20 protein-coding genes are annotated in these 19,084 nt (G+C 64.8%); 13 read left to right on the forward strand and 7 right to left on the reverse strand.

Going from position 1 to position 19,084, the window contains the following annotated elements; genetic code table 11:
- Positions 1-209: 209 nt before the first annotated feature.
- On the forward strand, positions 210-1,001 hold the full coding sequence (locus CO675_RS32930; RefSeq protein ID WP_097675972.1) for a Bax inhibitor-1/YccA family protein: 792 nt from the start codon (positions 210-212) through the stop codon (positions 999-1,001).
- Between the two features lie 84 nt (positions 1,002-1,085).
- Positions 1,086-1,631, forward strand: coding sequence for a GNAT family N-acetyltransferase (locus CO675_RS32935; RefSeq protein ID WP_097675930.1), 546 nt, complete (start codon positions 1,086-1,088; stop codon positions 1,629-1,631).
- A gap of 115 nt (positions 1,632-1,746) precedes the next feature.
- Here CO675_RS32935 and CO675_RS32940 read toward each other — a convergent pair whose 3' ends face one another.
- From CO675_RS32940 to acnA, 3 genes are all read right to left on the reverse strand, one after another.
- Complete coding sequence (locus CO675_RS32940) at positions 1,747-2,118, reverse strand: DUF2794 domain-containing protein (RefSeq protein ID WP_097675932.1); 372 nt, start codon at positions 2,116-2,118, stop codon at positions 1,747-1,749.
- A 545-nt stretch (positions 2,119-2,663) separates the two neighbouring features.
- Positions 2,664-3,425, reverse strand: a complete 762-nt coding sequence (locus CO675_RS32945; protein ID WP_097675933.1) for a DUF1223 domain-containing protein — start codon at positions 3,423-3,425, stop codon at positions 2,664-2,666.
- A gap of 225 nt (positions 3,426-3,650) precedes the next feature.
- Complete coding sequence (acnA, locus tag CO675_RS32950) at positions 3,651-6,371, reverse strand: aconitate hydratase AcnA (RefSeq protein WP_097675935.1); 2,721 nt, start codon at positions 6,369-6,371, stop codon at positions 3,651-3,653.
- A gap of 240 nt (positions 6,372-6,611) precedes the next feature.
- Between acnA and ccmA the strand changes: the two genes are divergently transcribed.
- The 6 genes from ccmA (at position 6,612) to CO675_RS32980 (ending at position 10,064) form a co-directional block, all read left to right on the forward strand.
- Entirely contained in the window at positions 6,612-7,214 is a 603-nt protein-coding gene (gene ccmA / locus CO675_RS32955; protein WP_097675936.1) for a heme ABC exporter ATP-binding protein CcmA, read from the forward strand.
- On the forward strand, positions 7,211-7,879 hold the full coding sequence (gene ccmB, locus CO675_RS32960; RefSeq protein WP_097675938.1) for a heme exporter protein CcmB: 669 nt from the start codon (positions 7,211-7,213) through the stop codon (positions 7,877-7,879). Before ccmA ends, ccmB begins: the two co-directional genes overlap by 4 nt.
- 75 nt (positions 7,880-7,954) lie before the next feature.
- Positions 7,955-8,740, forward strand: a complete 786-nt coding sequence (locus CO675_RS32965; protein WP_097675940.1) for a heme ABC transporter permease — start codon at positions 7,955-7,957, stop codon at positions 8,738-8,740.
- 4 nt (positions 8,741-8,744) lie between these two features.
- Positions 8,745-8,924 (forward strand): heme exporter protein CcmD, encoded by a 180-nt coding sequence (ccmD, locus tag CO675_RS32970; protein WP_097675941.1) that lies wholly within the window; start codon positions 8,745-8,747, stop codon positions 8,922-8,924.
- Entirely contained in the window at positions 8,921-9,514 is a 594-nt protein-coding gene (locus CO675_RS32975) for a DsbE family thiol:disulfide interchange protein (RefSeq protein WP_097675943.1), read from the forward strand. The genes ccmD and CO675_RS32975 overlap by 4 nt, the downstream gene beginning before the upstream one ends.
- 175 nt (positions 9,515-9,689) lie before the next feature.
- Positions 9,690-10,064 (forward strand): ComEA family DNA-binding protein, encoded by a 375-nt coding sequence (locus tag CO675_RS32980; RefSeq protein WP_097675944.1) that lies wholly within the window; start codon positions 9,690-9,692, stop codon positions 10,062-10,064.
- Positions 10,065-10,116: 52 nt separating this feature from the next.
- On the opposite strand, the gene CO675_RS32985 is transcribed toward CO675_RS32980, so the two are convergent.
- Together CO675_RS32985 and ftsY are read right to left on the reverse strand one after the other, a co-directional pair.
- Positions 10,117-10,716: a septation protein A gene (locus CO675_RS32985; protein WP_097675946.1), complete on the reverse strand. Its 600-nt coding sequence runs from the start codon at positions 10,714-10,716 to the stop codon at positions 10,117-10,119.
- A complete protein-coding gene (gene ftsY, locus CO675_RS32990; protein ID WP_097675948.1) occupies positions 10,716-11,657 on the reverse strand; it encodes a signal recognition particle-docking protein FtsY in 942 nt (313 codons plus the stop codon). The genes CO675_RS32985 and ftsY overlap by 1 nt, the downstream gene beginning before the upstream one ends.
- A 49-nt stretch (positions 11,658-11,706) precedes the next feature.
- On the opposite strand from ftsY, the gene CO675_RS32995 reads away from it, so the two are divergent.
- From CO675_RS32995 to CO675_RS33005, 3 genes are all read left to right on the forward strand, one after another.
- On the forward strand, positions 11,707-12,408 hold the full coding sequence (locus CO675_RS32995) for an RluA family pseudouridine synthase (protein WP_198964827.1): 702 nt from the start codon (positions 11,707-11,709) through the stop codon (positions 12,406-12,408).
- A gap of 191 nt (positions 12,409-12,599) precedes the next feature.
- Positions 12,600-13,739 carry a DUF2336 domain-containing protein gene (locus CO675_RS33000; protein ID WP_097675949.1) on the forward strand — a complete coding sequence of 380 codons (1,140 nt, stop codon included), beginning with the start codon at positions 12,600-12,602 and terminating at the stop codon, positions 13,737-13,739.
- A 379-nt stretch (positions 13,740-14,118) separates the two neighbouring features.
- Positions 14,119-15,072, forward strand: a complete 954-nt coding sequence (locus CO675_RS33005) for an amidohydrolase family protein (RefSeq protein ID WP_097675950.1) — start codon at positions 14,119-14,121, stop codon at positions 15,070-15,072.
- 117 nt (positions 15,073-15,189) lie between these two features.
- On the opposite strand, the gene mtaB is transcribed toward CO675_RS33005, so the two are convergent.
- Positions 15,190-16,461, reverse strand: coding sequence for a tRNA (N(6)-L-threonylcarbamoyladenosine(37)-C(2))-methylthiotransferase MtaB (gene mtaB, locus CO675_RS33010; RefSeq protein ID WP_097675952.1), 1,272 nt, complete (start codon positions 16,459-16,461; stop codon positions 15,190-15,192).
- 60 nt (positions 16,462-16,521) lie between these two features.
- Positions 16,522-17,397, reverse strand: a complete 876-nt coding sequence (dapF, locus tag CO675_RS33015; RefSeq protein ID WP_097675953.1) for a diaminopimelate epimerase — start codon at positions 17,395-17,397, stop codon at positions 16,522-16,524.
- 185 nt (positions 17,398-17,582) lie between these two features.
- Here dapF and CO675_RS33020 point away from each other — a divergent pair, with 185 nt between their 5' ends.
- Positions 17,583-18,293 (forward strand): GyrI-like domain-containing protein, encoded by a 711-nt coding sequence (locus CO675_RS33020; RefSeq protein WP_198964828.1) that lies wholly within the window; start codon positions 17,583-17,585, stop codon positions 18,291-18,293.
- A gap of 5 nt (positions 18,294-18,298) precedes the next feature.
- Positions 18,299-19,027, forward strand: a complete 729-nt coding sequence (locus tag CO675_RS33025) for an SIMPL domain-containing protein (RefSeq protein ID WP_097675977.1) — start codon at positions 18,299-18,301, stop codon at positions 19,025-19,027.
- Positions 19,028-19,084 lie beyond the last annotated feature (57 nt).

A 19,084-nucleotide genomic window follows, 5' to 3' on the forward strand; every position in this document is an offset into this window, starting at 1 on the left:
TTTGCCTGTAAATGCTAGGCCAGAGCGACATTCGGCCGCGCGTGGAAGCTTGCGTCGGATGTGTTAATTTCCCACATACCACTCGGGTCGGATAGTCGGTTTGAATGACACGCAATTAATGTTCCGCAAACCGAGCCATCTGAGATAGATTTAGAACCGGCGCCGCAAATCCCTTGCGCTCCACCGGGACCAACCACGGGAATTCGACCATGTCGGACCTAGACCGCAACTACGCTTCTCCTTTCGGCCGGGCCGCCGGGCGCATTGACGCTGCGGCCGTCGACGCCGGTCTGCGCGCCTACATGCTGCGCATCTACAACTACATGAGCATCGGCCTCGCCATCACCGGCCTTGCCGCGCTCGGTGTCTACATGGGCGCGGTGACCACTGATCAGTCCGCCGCCGTTGCCAAGTTCGGCAATGCCTATCTGACGCAGTTCGGCTACGCGATGTTCGTGAGCCCGCTGAAGTGGCTGTTCATCCTCGCCCCTCTGGCGATGGTGTTCGTCATCTCGGCCGGCATCAACCGCCTGCAGCCTGCGACCGCCCAGCTCTTGTTCTGGGTGTTCTCGGCGCTGATGGGCCTGTCGCTGTCGTCGATCTTCCTGGTGTACACGCACACCTCGATCGTGCGCGTGTTCTTCATCACCGCGGCGACGTTCGGTGCGCTGAGCCTCTACGGCTACACCACCAAGCGTGACATGAGCGGCATGGGCTCGTTCCTGTTCATGGGCCTGATCGGCATCATCATCGCGAGCCTGGTCAACCTGTTCCTGGCGAGCTCGGCGCTGCAGTTCATCGTCTCGGTGGTCGGCGTGCTGGTATTCGCGGGCCTCACCGCCTGGGACACCCAGCGGCTGAAGAACGACTACATCTACGGCTACGCCTCGCAGGGTGGCGTGGCGGCAGAGCGTGCGGCAATCACTGGTGCGCTGTCGCTCTACCTGAACTTCATCAACCTGTTCACGCTGCTGCTGCAGCTGCTCGGCCAGCGCGACTAAGCGCCTCGAGCCAACCGATCGACCAAAGCCCCGGCCTTGCGGCCGGGGCTTTTCTTTTGCGCAGGGCAAAAATACGCTTGCGGCATGTCCAACCCTGCGCCGCCCGATCCGGAAATCAGGCCCACCGTCGAGGCGGACCTGCCCGCCATCACCGCGATCTATGAGCATGCGGTGCGCTTCGGCACCGCGACCTTCGAGCTGATCCCGCCCGACCCTGCGGAGATGACCCGCCGCTACCGGGCGCTGACCGATGGCGGCTTCCCCTATTTCGTAGCAAGGCTAGACGGCCGCGTCGCAGGCTATGCCTATGCCGGCCCCTACCGGCCGCGGCCGGCCTATCGTTTCACGGTCGAGAACTCGGTCTATCTCGACCCTGCGATCCATCGCCGCGGCATCGGCCTCAAGCTGATGGAGCGCCTGATCGCCGAATGCGACGGACGCGGCTTCCGGCAGATGATCGCGGTGATCGGGGACCAGGCCAATGCCGGCTCGATCGGGCTGCACCGCCGCTGCGGCTTTCAGATGATCGGGACGCTCCCGAATGTCGGCCTGAAATTCGGCCGCTGGCTCGACACCGTGCTGATGCAGCGCGCGCTCGGCGAAGGTGCGGCGACGGTGCCGGCGGATTAGACGGGATTCGTAGCCCGGATGAAGCGCAGCGCAATCCGGGACAAGTCCATCCGCGGGCTCGGCGGCCCCGGATTTCGCTTCGCTTCATCCGGGCTACGGCAGTGAATCTGCCCGCCTACACCAGCGACAGCTTGCGATCGATCACGAACAGCACCCGTTCGAGTTCGTGGCCGCGGCGCAGGATCAGGCCGGTCGCCGAAATCACGCTGTACATGCCCTGCTTGCGCGCCAGCCGGGGATCCTTCTCGATGCGGTAGATCGGCACTTCGGATGCGCGCCGGAACACCGAGAACACGGCGCGGTCCTTGAGGAAGTCGATCGCATAGTCGCGCCACTCGCCGTCGGCGACCATGCGGCCGTAGAGATTGAGAATGCGGTTGAGCTCAAGTCGATTGAATGTCACGCGGTTGGGCTGAACGGTCGCGGCGGCGGGACGCGCCGCGGCACGATTCCCACTCGGATCAGTGTCCTCCGAGATCAAACTCATCGAGCGCCTCCTGTCATCCCGGTGACGATCGGGTTCCGAAGGCCGGTGCCCCCACTTCGGGATCGTCACGTGAGTGACATGATTGCGCTAAGCGCAGGACGCCGCAAGGGGCCATTCGCAACGCAACCAGCCCTTAACCACGGTCAGGCGCGACGGATTGTCCGGAAAACCGAAGAGTCACGGGAACGTTAGAGGAATCATATTGCTGCCCCACTTCCGCCCATCGCCCGCCCCGCTGCCCTGCGAAAAGAAAAACCTGCGTTGGCCCGGTCCTTTCGGTTCCGGATTCCTCAGCCCCCAGCCCCCCGGGGCCGTCGGGATCGGGCCTGTTCGCAGGGGAATCAAATCCCAAACACTGGGCCAACGAAAGTTGGTCCTTTTTGTTTTTGGGGCCCTGTTCGACCGCGCGCGATCGAGACCCGCACGAAGCCTCGGCGCTTTCCTTTCAGCAAATCACTGGATGCACGCTTGCCGCTGCGCGGAGCCGCACGACGACATGCGTGCGGCCCAACGACGCGACTGACGCCCGCGAGCGCTGCGGAGTGCTAATGAAGCGAGGTGAATGCGGCGCCCAGCATCGGGCCCGGCTTGTCGCGGTTGCCGTCCTGGACGTAGACGGCCGCGGCATCGACGCCATCGCGCGTGATGTTCTCCAGCGGCACGGTCCAGCTCCCGGACGAGCCGTTCCAGTCACCGACCTTCAGGAGATTGCGCACCACGTTGTGGTACGTGATCTCGCGGCCGCGGTTCTCGCCGCGCGCGATCGAGATCGGCACCGACTTCGAGATCGAGCAGATCCAGACTTCGCCGCGCGACACCGCGGGCGATTTCGATGCGGCGACCGACACGTTGATCTGCTTGCCGGTGAGAGTCATCGTCACCGGCACCGACATCACGCTGCCGCTCTTCTCGGTATCCTTGATCGCGCTTTCGATGCTGGCGCGGTCGCTGCCGATCACATGGGCGGAGCCGTTGATCACGGCCTGCGGCGTGTAGACGTCGCGGTCGCCGCGCATGTGCGAGTAGGCTTTCTGGCGCGCGCTGAAGCGGGAATCGGCCAGCGTGTCCTTCCAGCCGAGATAATCCCAATAGTCGATCGGCATGCTGAGCGCGATGACGTTGGGGTCCTTCGCGAGGTCGCCGATGATCTTGTCCGCGGGCGGACAGGACGAGCATCCCTGCGAGGTGAAGAGTTCGACGACAGCACGCGGGTCGGCGTGAGCGGGGCGGATGATTGCGACGATCGCGCAGAAACCGAGGGCGCTGGACCATCGCGAGATAGAATTATAGGCCATCATCGCTGTCATACTGCGAACCAGTCGTGATGATTTCTATCCGTAATTGTACGGAGCATGAAGTTGTCCCTTGAACTTGCGTGCCCCAAAACGCGAGAAAGCGGCCCTGTCATAGGCCGCCTTCTTTTTAGCCGCTACTCACTAAGCAGTGAGGCACCGATCACAAATCCGCGCAAGAGCATGGTCCGGAAAAGTGTGAAGCGGTTTTCCGAATAGACTTTGCTCAAACAAAGGGCCTTAGGCCGCGAGTTTGCGCAGCACGTAATGCAGGATGCCGCCGTTGCGGTAGTAGTCGAGCTCGTCCAGCGTATCGATGCGGCAGAGCAGCGGGACGTCGCGCTTGCTGCCGTCGGCGGAGACGATCTCGGCCGTCAGCGTCTGCCGCGGCTTCAAATCGCCCTGCAGCCCGCGGATCGTGACCTTCTCGTCTCCCTTGAGGCCGAGCGAGGACCACGAGGTGCCGTCCTGGAAGGTGAGCGGAAGCACGCCCATGCCGACCAGGTTGGAGCGGTGGATGCGCTCGAAGCTCTGGCAGATCACCGCGCGCACGCCGAGCAGGCGGGTGCCCTTCGCAGCCCAGTCGCGCGACGAGCCATTGCCGTATTCGGCGCCCGCGAACACCACCAGCGGCACGTTCTCCTGCTGGTACTTCATCGCGGCGTCGTAGATCGACATCTGCGCGCCGTCGGGCCAGTGCTTGGTCAGACCGCCTTCCGGAATATTGCCGTCAGCGCCCTTCAGCATGAAGTTCTTGATGCGGATGTTGGCGAAGGTGCCGCGCATCATCACTTCATGGTTGCCGCGCCGCGTGCCGTACTGGTTGAAGTCGGCGGGGCGCACCTGGTGCTCGCTGAGGAACTTGCCGGCGGGCGAGGTCAGCTTGATCGAACCGGCCGGCGAGATGTGGTCGGTGGTGATCTTGTCGCCGAACATCGCGAGGATCCGCGCGTCGACCACGTCGACGACCGGGTCCGGCTGCTTCTTCATGCCTTCGAAGTAAGGCGGGTTCTGCACATAGGTCGAGCTCATGTTCCAGCGATAGGTCTCGCTTTCAGTGGTCTTGATCTTGCGCCAGTTGGTATCGCCCTTGAATACGTCGGCGTACTTCTTCTTGAAGATCGTCGCGGTGACGTACTTCTTCATGAAGGCGTTGATCTCCTTGGTGGTCGGCCAGATGTCCTTGAGGAACACCGGCTTGCCGTCCTTGCCGATGCCGATCGGCTCGACCGCGAGATCCTTGGTCACGGTGCCGGCGAGCGCATGCGCGACCACCAGCGGCGGCGAGGCGAGGTAGTTCGCCTGCACATCCGGCGAGACACGGCCTTCGAAGTTGCGGTTGCCCGACAGCACGGCGGCGGCGACGATGCCGTTCTCGTTGATCGACTTCGAAATGTCTTCCGGCAGCGGGCCGGAATTGCCGATGCAGGTGGTGCAGCCGAAGCCGACCAGGTTGAAGCCGACCTTGTCGAGATCGGCCTGCAGGCCGGAATTGGCGAGATATTCCGCCACCACCTGGCTGCCCGGCGCGAGCGAGGTCTTCACCCACGGCTTGGCCTTCAGGCCCTTGGCGGCAGCCTTGCGCGCCAGCAGGCCGGCGCCGATCAGCACGCTCGGGTTCGAGGTGTTGGTGCAGGAGGTGATCGCCGCGATCACGACATCGCCATGGCCGAGATCGAAATTGCGGCCCTCGACCGCGAAGCGCTTCGTCTCACCCTCGGGCTTCTTGTATTCGCCGACCAGCGCGGTCGCGAAACCGGTCGACACCGCCGGCAGCGCGATGCGGCCTTCGGGGCGCTTCGGTCCGGCCATCGACGGCACGACGTCGGCGAGATCGAGCGTCAGCGTGGTGGTGAACACCGGGTCGGCCGACTTGGCGGTGCGGAACAGGCCCTGCGCCTTGGCATAGGCCTGCACCAGCTTGACGCGATCGGCCTTGCGGCCCGAGGTCTTCAGGTAATCGATGGTCGCGGCGTCGACCGGAAAGAAGCCGCAGGTCGCGCCGTATTCGGGCGCCATGTTGCCGATGGTCGCCTTGTCCGCGACCGACAGGAAATCGAGGCCCGGGCCGAAGAACTCGACGAACTTGCCGACCACGCCGAGCTTGCGCAGCATCTGGGTGACGGTCAGCACGAGGTCGGTCGCGGTGACGCCTTCCTTGAGCGCGCCCTTGAGCTTGAAGCCGACCACTTCCGGCAGCAGCATCGACAGCGGCTGGCCGAGCATGCAGGCTTCCGCCTCGATGCCGCCGACGCCCCAGCCGAGCACGGCGAGGCCGTTGACCATGGTGGTGTGCGAGTCGGTGCCGACCAGCGAGTCCGGATAGGCAACCTCGAAGGTCCCGGTCTTCTTGCCGACCGTCATCTTCTCCTTCTTGGTCCAGACCGTCTGGGCGAGATATTCGAGATTGACCTGGTGGCAGATGCCGGTGCCGGGCGGCACCACCGAGAAGTTCGAGAACGCCTTCTGGCCCCACTTCAGGAACTCGTAGCGCTCCTGGTTCTGCTTGTATTCCTCGGTGACGTTCTTCGCGAACGCCTTGTTGTCACCGAAGAAGTTGACGATCACCGAGTGGTCGATGACGAGATCGACCGGCACCAGCGGGTTGATCTTCTCGGCATCGCCACCGAGGTTCTGCATCGCGTTGCGCATCGCCGCGAGATCGACCACGGCCGGAACGCCGGTGAAATCCTGCATCAGGACGCGCGCCGGGCGGAACGCGATTTCGTGCTCGAGCTGGCGCTTCTTCAGCCACTTCGACACCGCAACGATGTCTTCCTTCTTGACGGTGCGGCCGTCCTCGTTGCGCAGCAGGTTCTCGAGCAGAACCTTCATCGAATACGGCAGCTTCGAAATACCCTTCAGTCCGTTCTTCTCTGCCTGGGGCAGGCTGTAATAGACGTAGGACTTGCCGCCGACCTTCATGGTCTTGCGGCATTTGAAGCTGTCGAGCGAGGTCATGCGAGGGATCCCAATTTTCAGTTATACCCGGCAAGGGTAACTAAACACCGGCGACCGACACGGGCCGAGGGGATGGCCAGGATGGCTTGCGGTCGCCGATTGTGTGTGCTGCATCAAGTTCCGGGCTTATAGAACCTTTCTAGAAGCACCGCCACACCGACAAGCGTGCGACAGCGTTGCGCGACCCAAAAATTCTCACGCGGTAGCGAAAGATTTCAGAGGGCTGTGACACAACGAACCATGCGGCTCTCGGGACGAAATCTGAAATGCGTGCGCGGCGGACGCGAGGTGTTTTCCAGCCTCGATCTGTCCGCGGTGGCCGGCGAGGCGCTTGCCGTCACCGGGCCCAACGGCGCGGGCAAGACCTCGCTGCTGCGCGTCCTCGCCGGGCTCCTGGTTCCCGCCGAGGGCTCGATCGCGCTCGAGGGCGGCGACGCCGAGCTCAGCCTGCCCGAACAGGCCCACTACCTCGGCCATCGCGACGCGCTGAAGCCGGCGCTAAGCGTCGCGGAAAATCTTTCCTTCTGGCGGGATTTTCTCGGCGGCGAGACGGAAGATGCCGGCCGCTGCCTCGCTGCCGTGGCGCTCGACCATGCCGCGCACCTGCCGGCAGCCTATCTCTCCGCCGGCCAGCGCCGCCGCCTGTCGATCGCGCGCCTGCTCTCGGTGCGGCGGCCGGTCTGGCTGCTGGACGAGCCGACGTCGGCGCTCGACGCGGCCGGACAGGCGCTTTTCGTCGGCCTGATGCGCGCCCATCTCGCAAGCGGCGGCCTGATCGTCGCCGCGACCCATTTGCCGCTCGGCATCGATGCGCGCGATCTGCGGATGGGAGGCGCGGCATGAGCGCGCTGACCGCATTGATCCGCCGCGACATCCGGATTGCGCTGCGCGTTGGTGGCGGGGCGTTGATCGGGGTGCTGTTCTTCCTCACCGTCACGGTGCTGATGCCGTTCGCGGTGGGGCCAGATCTGGCGCTGCTGTCGCGGCTGGGCCCTGCCATCCTGTGGCTAGGCGCATTGCTGGCGAGCCTGCTGACGCTGGACCGGCTGTTCACGGCCGACCATGAGGACGGCTCGCTCGACCTCATCGTGATGAGCCGGACGCCGCTGGAACTCGCCTGCGCGGCCAAGGCGCTGGCACATTGGATCGCCGCCGGGCTGCCACTGATCATCGCAACGCCGGTACTCGGCCTGCTGCTCAATCTCGACGGCACGGCGACGCTTGCGGTCGCGGCGACATTGCTGGCGGGAACTCCGGCGCTGACCTTCACCGGCATGATCGGCGCGGCATTGGCGGTGACGCTGCATCGCGGCGGGCTGCTGCTCGCGGTGCTGGTGCTGCCGCTGTCGATCCCGGTGCTGATCTTCGGCGTCGCGGCCTCGCAGGCGGCGATCTCGGGACCCCTGCCCTTTGGAACACCGTTCTCGATCCTCTGCGCGCTGTCGCTTGCCAGCCTCGTGATCGGCCCGTTTGCCGCCGCCGCGAGCCTGCGGCACGGGCTGGACTGAGTTGAGCCCGATCAAATCTCGCCGAGGGGAATTCGGCCAATTGCCTGTGACACACCGGACGACTATCAGGGTGCCATGAAGCTGACCGAGACGCTGACCGACCTCGCCAATCCGACCAGGTTTCTGGCGCTGACCGCGCGCATCCTGCCGTGGCTCGCGGGTGCGACCGCGATCCTGCTCGCGATCGGGCTCTACCAGTCGGCGATGGCGCCCGACGACTACCAGCAGGGCGCCACGGTCAAGATCATGTTCATCCACGTGCCGAATGCGTGGCTGTCGATGTTCGTCTGGGGCGTCATGAGCGTGGCCGCGCTCGGCACGCTGGTGTGGCGGCATCCGCTCGCCGACGTCGCTGCGAAAGCCGCCGCCCCGATCGGCGCCGCCTTCACCTTCCTGGCGCTGGTCACCGGCTCGCTGTGGGGCCGGCCGATGTGGGGCACCTATTGGGAATGGGACGCGCGGCTGACCTCGGTGCTGATCCTGTTCCTGATGTATCTCGGGCTGATGGCGCTGTGGCGCGCGGTGGAGGATCCTTCGCGCGCGGCACGGGCGGCGGCGGTCCTGACCCTGGTCGGCGCGATCAATATTCCGATCATCAAGTTCTCGGTCGACTGGTGGAACACGCTGCACCAGCCGGCCTCGGTGCTCCGGATGGGCGGATCGACGCTCGACAAGGCGTTCCTGTGGCCGCTGCTGGTGATGGCGATCGCGTTCTCGCTGCTCTTCATCACGCTGCACCTGGCGGCGATGCGCAACGAGATCCTACGCCGGCGCGTGCGCAGCCTGCAGATGATGCAGGCCAGTCGCGTCACGTTTGCCAGCGAAGCGGCCGCCGGCCCAAAAGAAATCGGGGCGGCGTAACACGATGTCGCTTGGTCCCTACGCGTCCTTCATCGTGACGTCCTACGCACTGGTCGCAGCCGTCGTGCTGCTGCTGATCGTCTGGATCGTCGCCGACTATCGCCGGCAACGGGCGCACCTCAAGGAGATCGAGGCCAGCGGCGTCACGCGCCGCTCTGGCCGCAGCGCGGCGGATATTCGATGAGCGATCAGGCGACCAACAGTCCGCCGCAAGCCCGCCGCCTGCTGGTGGTGCTGCCGCTGGTGGTTTTCCTCGCCCTCGCGGGGCTGTTCTTGCTGCGGCTTTATGGCGGCGATCCCTCGAAAATCCCGTCGGCGCTGATCGGCCGGCCGGCGCCGCAGACCGCGCTGCCCGCGCTCGACGGCCTCGTGAAGGACGGCGCGCCCGTCCCCGGCCTCGATCCCGCGGCCTTCAAGGGCAAGGTCTCGATCGTCAACGTCTGGGCGTCGTGGTGCGTGCCCTGCCACGATGAGGCGCCGCTGCTGACCGAGCTCGGCAAGGACAAGCGCTTCCAGATCATCGGCATCAACTACAAGGACTCGCCCGACAACGCGCGGCGCTTCCTCGGCCGCTACGGCAATCCGTTCGGCGTCGTCGGTGTCGACGGCAACGGCCGCGCTTCGATCGAATGGGGCGTCTACGGCGTGCCCGAGACCTTCCTGGTCGGACGCGAGGGCACGATCGTCTACAAGCTGGTCGGCCCGGTGACGCCTGACAACGTCAACACCGTGCTCAAGGTCGAGATCGAGAAGGCGCTGCGCGCGGACAAGTAATCGCGTCGGCATGCCGTGACTCGCGAACCTGAATTGCGCGTGAATGGGCCAAGAAAACACCTGCGGCATAATACTTCGACGCATTTATCTGCGGTTCATTTCGCGGCCACGGCAACGCCATGAACGCACCCCCAACTCAGTGACGTTGACATCAACGTTCCTCTGGAGGGGACATATGCGCAAGACCACGCTCGCTTCACTTCTCGCTACTGCACTCACGCTCGGCCTGATGACGGCCACGCCGTCGATGGCCCAGTCGCCGCAGCCGGCCGCGCCCGCCGCCAAATCCGAGAGCCACACGGCGCCAGCGCCGAAAACGGCGACCCCTGATCTGAAGACGACGGGAATGGCGAAGGACGACCTGCTCGACATCAACAGCGCCAGCCCTGACCAACTCGACGCGCTGCCCGGTGTCGGCAAGGCCTATTCGGCCGCGATCATCAAGGGCCGCCCCTACAAGGGCAAGGATGAACTGGTGCAGAAGAACATCCTGCCGCAGGCGACGTACGACAAGATCAAGGACAAGATCGTCGCCAAGCAGAAGAGCTGAGCTCTGAAGCCTCGAACGCAGCGCGGCGCAATCGCCCGCGCTGCGCTTCGACCTATTTCCGCAGGTCGCCGGCTTCCGCCTCGCTGGTCTCCAGCGAGACCGGCTCCAGATGATAGCGCTTGGTCAGCGGCATCTGGGCGATGGCGAAGATCATGGTCAGCGGCGTCACGCCGAACACCTTGAAGTTGACCCAGAAATCCGTGGTCTGCGTTCGCCAGACGATCTCGTTGAGGATGGCCATGCCGGCGAAGAACAGCGCCCAGCGCATGGTGAGGATGCGCCAGCCCTGCGGCGTCAGATTGAACATCTGGTCGAACATCACGGCGATGAAGGAACGGCCGAACAGCAGCCCGCCGCCGAGCACGGCCGCGAACAGGCCGTAGATGATGGTCGGCTTGACCTTGATGAAGGTCTCGTCGTGCAACACCAGCGTCAGGGTGCCGAACACCAGCACGATCGCGCCGGTCACCAGCGCCATGATCGGCACGTGTTTGGTCACCACATAGGACGCGATCATGGCGGCCACGATCGCGACCATGAACGCAGCCGTAGCGACGAACAGATGGTACTTGGCGTTCGCGATGAAAAACACGAGCAGCGGCCCGAGTTCGGTCGCTAGCTTGAACAGCGGATGTGGCTGGGTCTTGTCCATCAATTCTCGATCCCGGCAATCGCCTTGGCAAAATCCTTCGCCGTGAAGGGCGCGAGGTCCTCGACGCCTTCGCCGACGCCGATGAAATGCACCGGCAGCTTGTGCTTCTCCGACAGCGCGACAAGGATGCCGCCGCGCGCGGTGCCGTCAAGCTTGGTCATCACGAGGCCGGTGACGCCTGCCGTACGATGAAATGCCTCGACCTGCGACAGCGCATTTTGTCCCACCGTGGCGTCGAGCACGAGCAGCACCGCATGCGGCGCCGACGCATCGACCTTCTTGATGACGCGTACGACCTTTTCGAGCTCGTTCATCAGCTCGGACTTGTTCTGCAGCCGGCCGGCGGTGTCGATCAGCAGCACGTCGCGCGCCTGCTCCTTTGCCGCGGTCAGCGCGCTGAAGGCAAGGCTTGCCGAATCCGACCCTTGCGCGCCCGCGATGACCGGCGATTTGGTGCGCTCGCCCCAGACCTTGAGCTGTTCGATCGCCGCGGCGCGGAAGGTGTCGCCAGCGGCCAGCATGACCTTGCGGCCCTCGGCGGAGAATTTCGCGGCCAGCTTGCCGATCGTCGTGGTCTTGCCGGAGCCGTTGACGCCGACGACCAGGATCACGAACGGCTTCACCGTCGCATCGATCTCGAGCGGCTTGGCCACCGACGCCAGCACCTTCTCGACCTCGGTCGCGACCACGTCCTTGACCTCGTCGGCGGAGATCGCCTTGTCGTAGCGGCCCTTGCCGACAGCTTGCGCAATGCGGACCGCGACATCGGTGCCGAGGTCAGCGCGCAGCAGCACATCCTCGATGTCATCGAGCATGGCAGAATCGAGCTTGCGCTTGGTGACGAGGTCGGCGACCGCGGTCCCGATCGAACTCGAGGTTCGCTTCAGGCCGCCTTTCAGCCGCTGCCACCAGCTCTGTTTTGTTCCCGTGGTATCGTTCATGGCGGGGGTGTGTTAGCCGTTTCGCCTCACAAACGAAAGTCTCGACGAATTGATCGATGTTCCCCAATTGACCGCGGAAGAAATCCTGGCGCGGGTGCTCCACCGCGACGGGCTGATGCTGGTCATCGACAAGCCGGCGGGCCTGCCGGTGCATCGCGGCCCGAAGGGCGGCCCCAATCTGGAGGCCTCGTTCGACGCATTGCGGTTCGGCCTGCCGCGGCCGCCGGTGCTGGCGCATCGGCTGGACAAGGACACCTCCGGCTGCCTCGTCCTGGGACGCCATCGCAAGGCCACCGCCTCGCTCGGGCTGCTGTTCAAGCACAGCAAGATCGCAAAGACCTATTGGACCGTGGTCGAGGGCGGCCCCACCGAGGACGAAGGCACCATCGACATGCCGCTCGGCCGGCTGAACGCCGAGCGCGGCTGGTGGCAGAAGCCGGACCCGGACGGCCAGAAGGCGATCACCAACTGGAAGGTGCTGGGACGCGGCGCGGGCATCGCCTGGCTCGCGATGGAGCCAGTCACCGGCCGCACCCATCAGCTCCGGGTGCATTCGTCGGCGATGGGCTGGCCGATCGTCGGCGACAATATCTACGGCAACGGTCCGCGCTTCGGCGAGCCGACCCTGCATCTGCATTCCCGCGAAATCGGCATCCCGATCTCCCGCAACAAGGACCCGGTGCATGTCGTCGCGCCCGCGCCGGCGCACATGCAGGAGCGGCTCAAGGCCTGCGGCTGGAACGGCGAATAGAGCGTTTTCGAGCGAAAGCCTGTCCCGGCCTTGATCCGGGATGGATACCGGCTCGCGTCAAGAAAACACGTCAAGGTGTAGAGCTTCCTCCGGGATTCTACTGATCATTATCCTTACGAAACGTTCAGGTCCGCCCGATAAAGCTGCAAACCGGCTTAGAACAAGCAATCGGGACGGGCTCAGGACGAGCAATGCTGACTGCCGGGCAGGCGATTGTCGACGAGGTCGAGGCTGCGATCCGCGCCGGCTCCGCCGAGAAATGCATCGCGACGGCGAAGCGCGTCACTGATCTCTTCCTCCACTCCGCCGGCAGCTTCAACAGCGAGCAGATCGAACTGTTCGACAATGTGCTCGAACGGCTGGTCAAGACCATCGAGCTGCGCGCGCTCGCCGAGATCAGCGCCCGGATGGCGCTTGCCGAGATCAGCGAGCAGCTCGCCCCGGTGGCGCAGGCACCGCCCGCGATCGTCCGCCGCCTCGCCGGCAACGACGAGATCCGGATCGCGCGGCCGATGCTGCAGGAATCCTCGCGCCTCAGCGCCGAGGATCTGGTCGAGATCGCGCAGACCAAGAGCGAGCAGCACCTGCTCGCCGTCGCCGGCCGCTGGTGGCTGAAGGAGGTCGTCACCGACGCGCTTCTGGCCCGTCGCTTTGCGAGCGTGAGCCACCGCCTGGTCACCAATCCCGGTGCAAAAGTATCGCCGGACGGATTTGCCGTCATCCTCGCGCAAGCCGAGCACGATCCGACCCTCGCAGTCGAGACCGGCATCCGCGCGGACCTGCCGGCGGAGCTCCGTCTGCAGCTCCTACGCCGGGCAACGGAAGAGGTGCGCGGCCGTCTGCTGGAGCGCGCCCCGCCGTATCTGTACGAGGAAATCCGGCACGCGATCGCCGCAGTCGCGGCCGGCGTCGAGCGCGACATGTCGCAGGTCCGCGATTTCACCGCGGCCAAGCGCCAGGTCGCGAAGCTGAAGGACAGCGGCGAGCTCGACGAGGCCGCCCTGCTCGGCTTCGCCAGGCAGCGGAAATATGAAGAGACCATTGTTGCGCTGGCGGACCTAGCGCAGTCGAGCATCGAGGTGATCCGCTCCCTGATGCAAAGCCTGCGCAGTGAAGGCCTGCTGGTGCCGTGCCGGGCGGCCGGCTTGAGCTGGGAGACCACCGCCGCGGTGATGGAATGCCGCTATGCGACCGGCTCGATGGGACACGTCGAGCTTGCCAATGCGAAGACCCAGTTCACCAAGATGACACGCGGCGATGCCGATCGCCTGCTGCGGTTCTGGCAGGTTCGCGCAACGCAGCCGCCAAAGCCCGGCGGCCGCGCGCACTGATCACGTCATGCACGATGACGCGACTGGAAGCGATTTAACCTGTCAAACAGCTGATTCGTGTTGCGCCAGCCGTGAGACCCACGAATCTCTCACAGGGAGCGCTTCCTCCGCCGGCAGGCGTCGACCTGAAACGCGGAGACACTCACGATGCTTTCTGAAAGCGAAGCAGAATTCGACAACTACCGGGGACGTTTGACCCAACTGAGGCATGCGCGACCTGATTTTTGCGGCGCGAATTGACCTTCGAGCCCATTTCTTTGGTCCCGATTTCCTGATTTGATCCTCGGTATTGCGAGCCAATTTGCCGCGATCCCCGCCCAGATGGCGCGGTGCCGATCACCATCATCGTCGTGAACGATAAAAGCAGGAAGGACATCGCATGCCTTCGCGCCGCAGTTTTCTGACCGGCACCGTCGCGACCGGCGTCGCGCTGTCAATGCAGCACGCCACGGCGGCAGTCGCGCAGCAAAAACGAGTGATCGTCGATTCGCAGGTTCACCTGTGGAAGGAGAGCACCCCGGAAAGACCATGGCTTCCCGGTGCCAAGCCGCAGCTTCCGGAGCCCTTCACCATCGAGCGAATAATTCCACTGATGGACGAGGCTGGCGTCGATCGCGTCGTCATCGTTCCGCCGGTGTCGCTCGAAGGCGAGCGCATCGACTATGCCCAAGAGGCGGTCAGACGGTACCCGGGCCGCTTCGCTATCATGGCGCGCGTAGCTCTCGACAAGCCCGACCGCTCGGCACGACTGGCGACCTGGCGCGACCAGCCCGGCGTGCTGGGCGTGAGGTTGAACTTCGGCCCCGGCGAAGCGGCGTGGCTGACAGACGGAACCGCGGACTGGTTCTGGCCGGCGGCCGAGAAGGCCCGCCTGCCTGTGATGTTTCTCACCTCGGGCCAGACATCGCTGTTCGCCCGCATCGCCGAACGACACCCGCAACTTACGCTCATCATCGATCATATGGGTGTCGGCGCGGGCTTGCGCCCTCGACCTGATTCATCGGACTCGGTGGGAAACAACACGGTGCCGGAAGCTATTGTCCAAGCGGCCGCGCTCGCAAAATATCCGAATGTGTCGGTGAAGTTGTCGTCGGTACCGCTGATTTCGACTGAGTCATATCCATTCCGTGACGTGATCCCGCATATCCATCGCCTGTTCGACGCCTACGGACCCGAGCGCTGCCACTGGGGGACCGACATAACCAATTCATTCGCCCGGGCCAGCTATCTGCAACGCGTGACGCAATTCACGGAGGAGCTTCCGTTCCTCACCGAGAGCGACAAGGACTGGATCATGGGCCGAGCGATCCTGGCGCGGCTTCGCTGGACGTGAACCAAGCTTGCTGCGATTATGAGTCCGCTTTTTTGGCCCAAGGCCGACACGCAGATCACGTGGACTCCACCTCCTCTTTCGAAGGCAAGGCGGACATGGCCATAAGAATATTACATCCTAGATTGCGTTGCCGCGCTCCCCCACGAGACGCGCACCGTCATGGCCGGTCACGACGAGCCGCCGCACCGCACCCGGCACATCTCCCTCAATGGCAACGGGCAGGAAATGCTCGGTGCGGCCTTGCCTGTCGCTCTCGATCAGCACCGCGCGCGTCGCGCCGACTTCCGCAGCCAGCCGCCGTTGCAACGCGGCTTCGCCGGCTGCGCGCAGCCGCTTCGCACGCTCCCTGATCGCGCCGCCCTCGACCTGCGGCATCCGCGCCGCCGGCGTGCCCGGACGTCGCGAATAGGGAAACACATGCAGGAAGGTGAGATCGCATTCAGCGACCAGATCGAGCGAGCGCGCAAACATCTCCTCGGACTCGGTCGGGAAGCCCGCGATGATGTCGGCGCCGAGCGCGATGTCCGGCCGTAGCCGGCGCACCTGCGCGCAGAAATCGATCGCGTCCTGGCGTGAATGCCGGCGCTTCATCCGCTTCAGGATCATGTCATCGCCGGACTGCAGCGACAGATGCAGATGCGGCATCAGCCGCGGATCGTCGGCGATCACGTCGAGCAGATCGCGATCGGCCTCGATCGAATCGATCGACGAGATGCGCAGCCGCTTCAGCTCGGGCACATGGCGCAGGATCTGCCGCGTCAGCTGGCCGAGCTTCGGCGCGCCCGGCAGATCGGCGCCATAGCTCGTGAGATCGACGCCGGTCAGCACGATCTCGGCGTGGCCGCGCTCGACCAATGTGCGGACCTGATCGACCACTGCCCCCATCGGCACCGAGCGCGAATTGCCGCGGCCGTAGGGGATGATGCAGAAGGTGCAGCGATGATCGCAGCCGTTCTGCACCTGCACGAATACCCGCGGCAGGCCGCGCTCGAAGCCGTCGAGCAGATGCGGCGCCATCTCGGTCACCGCCATGATGTCGGCGACCGCGACCTTCTCGCTCGCGCCAACATCGAAAGCCGCGCGCGTCGCCTGCCAGGCGTCGCCGCGCATCTTCTCGTCATTGCCGACGACGCGATCGACCTCGGCCATCTCGGCAAACATCTCGGCTTGCGTCTGCGCCGCGCAGCCGGTGACGACGATGCGCGCGGCGGGGCGTTCGCGTTTCAGCTTGCGGATCGACTGCCGAGCCTGCGCGACCGCCTCATTGGTGACGGCGCAGCTGTTGATGACGATGGTCTCAGTCAGGCCGGCCTGCTCCGCCTCGCGCCTGATCACCTCGGATTCGAATGCGTTGAGGCGGCAGCCAAAGGTAACGACGTCGACGCTCATGACTCTTTGTTCGAGCATGATCTCGTCGGAAAACCGGTTTCCACTTTTCCGGATCATGCTTTAGGCGACGCTGGCGAACAGCGCCGGATCGAAGCGGCCCTCATATTCGAAATCGGCGGTGCCGGTCATCAGCACGTGATCGTCGCGTTCGCGCCACTCGATCCCGAGCTTGCCGCCCGGCAGCGTGATCTCGACGATGCGGTTGGCGCGCTTCAACCGCGCCGCCGCGACCGCGGTCGCGCAGGCCGCGGAGCCGCAGGCCCTGGTGAGGCCGGCGCCGCGCTCCCAGGTGCGGATCGTGATGTGGTCGCGATCGACGATATGGGCGAGCGTGATGTTGGCGCGCTCCGGGAAGATCGGATGGTTTTCCAGCAGCGGCCCGAAACGTTCGAGGTCGTAGGCATTGACGTCGTCGACCCAGAACACCGCGTGCGGATTGCCCATCGAGACCACCGACGGCGAATGCAGCACCGGATTGTCGATCGGCCCGACCTGCAGCTCGATGTAGCGGGTGTCGCGAAATTCCTCAGCCAGCGGAATGTCCTGCCAGCCAAACTTCGGCGCGCCCATGTCGACGGTGTAGAGATCCGGCGCCGGCCCCTGCCAGCAATTGAGCAGGCCGGCGCGGGTCTGGAACGTCGCCGTGGTCTGCCCGGTCTTCTCGAAGATCCGCCGCACCACGCAGCGCATGCCGTTGCCGCAGGCCCCGGCCTCCGAGCCGTCATTGTTGTAGATCGAGATGAACGCTTCGGTGCCATCGAGCCGCGGCGGCTGCAGCACCATCAGCTGGTCATATGGCACGCCGCCGGCCGGTGACGCCACGGCGCGCGCCTCCGCCGCCGAAACCTGCGCTTTGGAATCGCGCAGGTCGACGACGACGATCTCGTTGCCGATGCCGTTCATCTTGGCGAATGCGTGATTGGCGAGCGCGCTCATCGATTTTCCTAAATTCTGCCCGGTTATATGGCGAGTGGTGGCCCCTTAGCCAGTCTGAATAGCCCTATGACACATCTGTCATGGGACGAATGCAGAACTCGCGTGTTAGGAATATCGCGCCTCAAGGACCGCGCGCGCCGGGACAGATCGAGCGGCCGTTTGAGGAAGGGGATGGAGAATACCGAATGAACCGTATCAACACGCTCCGCGCGGCCCTGGTCGTGCTGCTCCCTTTGGCCGCGATCGCCCTGGCAAGCCCGGCGCCTGCCCAGTCGCCGTCAGCCTCGCCCGCTCCGGCGGCAAGCCCGAGCCCCACCCCTGCGCCTGCGCCATCGGCAACGCCGGTGCCCCCGCCTGCCGAGACCAAGTCGCCGGCCGACAGCCCCGCCGCGTCGCAGTCCCCGACGCCGCCGCCGGCCGCCCCGGTGCAGACCGCCGACCCGTTCGGCGAGCCGTTCACGCTGGAACCGAAAAAGGTCGTGATGCTGAAGGGCACGGCCAATTGGGATTCGGCCTTCGACGCGCTGATCGAGGCGTTCAAGCAGCTCACCGCGCTGCTCGACAAGGACGGCATCAAGGCAGCGGGCAATCCGATGATCGTCTACACCTCGACCGACGATACCGGCTTCACCTTCATCGCCGAAATCCCGGTCGATCAGGACGTCAAGAACCTCGGCAAGAACATGAGCATGGGCAATTCGCCCGACGGCAAGGCGCTCAAGTTCGTCCATCGCGGTTCCTACGACAACATGGACAACACCTATGAGGCGATCACCAATCACCTCGACGACAAGAAGCTCGAAGCCAAGGACACTTTTATCGAGGAATACATCACCGATCCGCTGAAGACCGCCGAAGACAAGCTTGTGATCAACGTCTACGTACCCCTGAAGTGAGCCAGATGCCCCATCGTCTCCCCCTCGGCCTCCCCATCGCTGCTACCCTCATCGCGACCACGCTGCTGGCCGCGCCCGCACTCGCCGACAGCGATTTTCCGCCGGCGATCTCGGTCACCGGCGAGGCGACCGTATCGACCGCGCCCGACCAGGCGCAGCTCGACGCCGGCGTCACCACCGACGGCAAGACCGCACGCGAGGCCACCGACGCCAACAATGTGACGATGGGCAAGGTGCTGGCCGCGCTGAAGGGCGCCGGCATCGCGGAAAAGGACTATCAGACCTCGCGGCTGTCGCTGCAGCCGCAATTCGCCAACCGTCCGCCGTCGTCGCCGAACGCCCCGCCCAGCATCGTCGGCTACCACGCCAGCAATCGGGTCACGATCAAGCTGCACGATGTGAGCAAGGTCGCCAGCGTGATCGACGTGCTGGTCGGCGCCGGCGCCAACGATATCGGCGGGCTCAATTTCTCGGTATCGCAGGCCTCGAAGCTGCTCGACGAGGCACGCGAGCGCGCGATCGCTGACGCCCGCCGCAAGGCGGAGATCTACGCCAAGGCCGCCGGCGTCACGCTCGGCGCGCCGTTGAACATCGCGGAAGTCGGCTCGGCGCCGGTCCCGATGTTCCGCGCCAAGATGGCCACGGCAGGCTTCGCCGCACCGACGCCGGTCGCGCAAGGCGAGGAAACGCTGACCGTCAACGTGAGCGTCTCCTGGGCAATCAAGGAGAAGTAGACCGCGTCGTCCCGGCGAAGGCCGGGACCCATATGTGGACGGCCCCCGTGGCACAAG

Source organism: Bradyrhizobium sp. C9, from assembly GCF_002532045.1.
Lineage (GTDB): Bacteria > Pseudomonadota > Alphaproteobacteria > Rhizobiales > Xanthobacteraceae > Bradyrhizobium.

What these genes read in the sequence shown, in the direction of transcription:
- CO675_RS32930 (WP_097675972.1), top strand. Translation starts at nt 210, where the DNA reads ATGTCGGACCTAGACCGCAACTACGCTTCTCCTTTCGGCCGGGCCGCC.
- CO675_RS32935 (WP_097675930.1), top strand. Translation starts at nt 1,086, where the DNA reads ATGTCCAACCCTGCGCCGCCCGATCCGGAAATCAGGCCCACCGTCGAG.
- CO675_RS32940 (WP_097675932.1), bottom strand. Translation starts at nt 2,118, where the DNA reads ATGAGTTTGATCTCGGAGGACACTGATCCGAGTGGGAATCGTGCCGCG.
- CO675_RS32945 (WP_097675933.1), bottom strand. Translation starts at nt 3,425, where the DNA reads ATGACAGCGATGATGGCCTATAATTCTATCTCGCGATGGTCCAGCGCC.
- acnA (WP_097675935.1), bottom strand. Translation starts at nt 6,371, where the DNA reads ATGACCTCGCTCGACAGCTTCAAATGCCGCAAGACCATGAAGGTCGGC.
- ccmA (WP_097675936.1), top strand. Translation starts at nt 6,612, where the DNA reads ATGCGGCTCTCGGGACGAAATCTGAAATGCGTGCGCGGCGGACGCGAG.
- ccmB (WP_097675938.1), top strand. Translation starts at nt 7,211, where the DNA reads ATGAGCGCGCTGACCGCATTGATCCGCCGCGACATCCGGATTGCGCTG.
- CO675_RS32965 (WP_097675940.1), top strand. Translation starts at nt 7,955, where the DNA reads ATGAAGCTGACCGAGACGCTGACCGACCTCGCCAATCCGACCAGGTTT.
- ccmD (WP_097675941.1), top strand. Translation starts at nt 8,745, where the DNA reads ATGTCGCTTGGTCCCTACGCGTCCTTCATCGTGACGTCCTACGCACTG.
- CO675_RS32975 (WP_097675943.1), top strand. Translation starts at nt 8,921, where the DNA reads ATGAGCGATCAGGCGACCAACAGTCCGCCGCAAGCCCGCCGCCTGCTG.
- CO675_RS32980 (WP_097675944.1), top strand. Translation starts at nt 9,690, where the DNA reads ATGCGCAAGACCACGCTCGCTTCACTTCTCGCTACTGCACTCACGCTC.
- CO675_RS32985 (WP_097675946.1), bottom strand. Translation starts at nt 10,716, where the DNA reads ATGGACAAGACCCAGCCACATCCGCTGTTCAAGCTAGCGACCGAACTC.
- ftsY (WP_097675948.1), bottom strand. Translation starts at nt 11,657, where the DNA reads ATGAACGATACCACGGGAACAAAACAGAGCTGGTGGCAGCGGCTGAAA.
- CO675_RS33000 (WP_097675949.1), top strand. Translation starts at nt 12,600, where the DNA reads ATGCTGACTGCCGGGCAGGCGATTGTCGACGAGGTCGAGGCTGCGATC.
- CO675_RS33005 (WP_097675950.1), top strand. Translation starts at nt 14,119, where the DNA reads ATGCCTTCGCGCCGCAGTTTTCTGACCGGCACCGTCGCGACCGGCGTC.
- mtaB (WP_097675952.1), bottom strand. Translation starts at nt 16,461, where the DNA reads ATGAGCGTCGACGTCGTTACCTTTGGCTGCCGCCTCAACGCATTCGAA.
- dapF (WP_097675953.1), bottom strand. Translation starts at nt 17,397, where the DNA reads ATGAGCGCGCTCGCCAATCACGCATTCGCCAAGATGAACGGCATCGGC.
- CO675_RS33020 (WP_198964828.1), top strand. Translation starts at nt 17,583, where the DNA reads ATGAACCGTATCAACACGCTCCGCGCGGCCCTGGTCGTGCTGCTCCCT.
- CO675_RS33025 (WP_097675977.1), top strand. Translation starts at nt 18,299, where the DNA reads ATGCCCCATCGTCTCCCCCTCGGCCTCCCCATCGCTGCTACCCTCATC.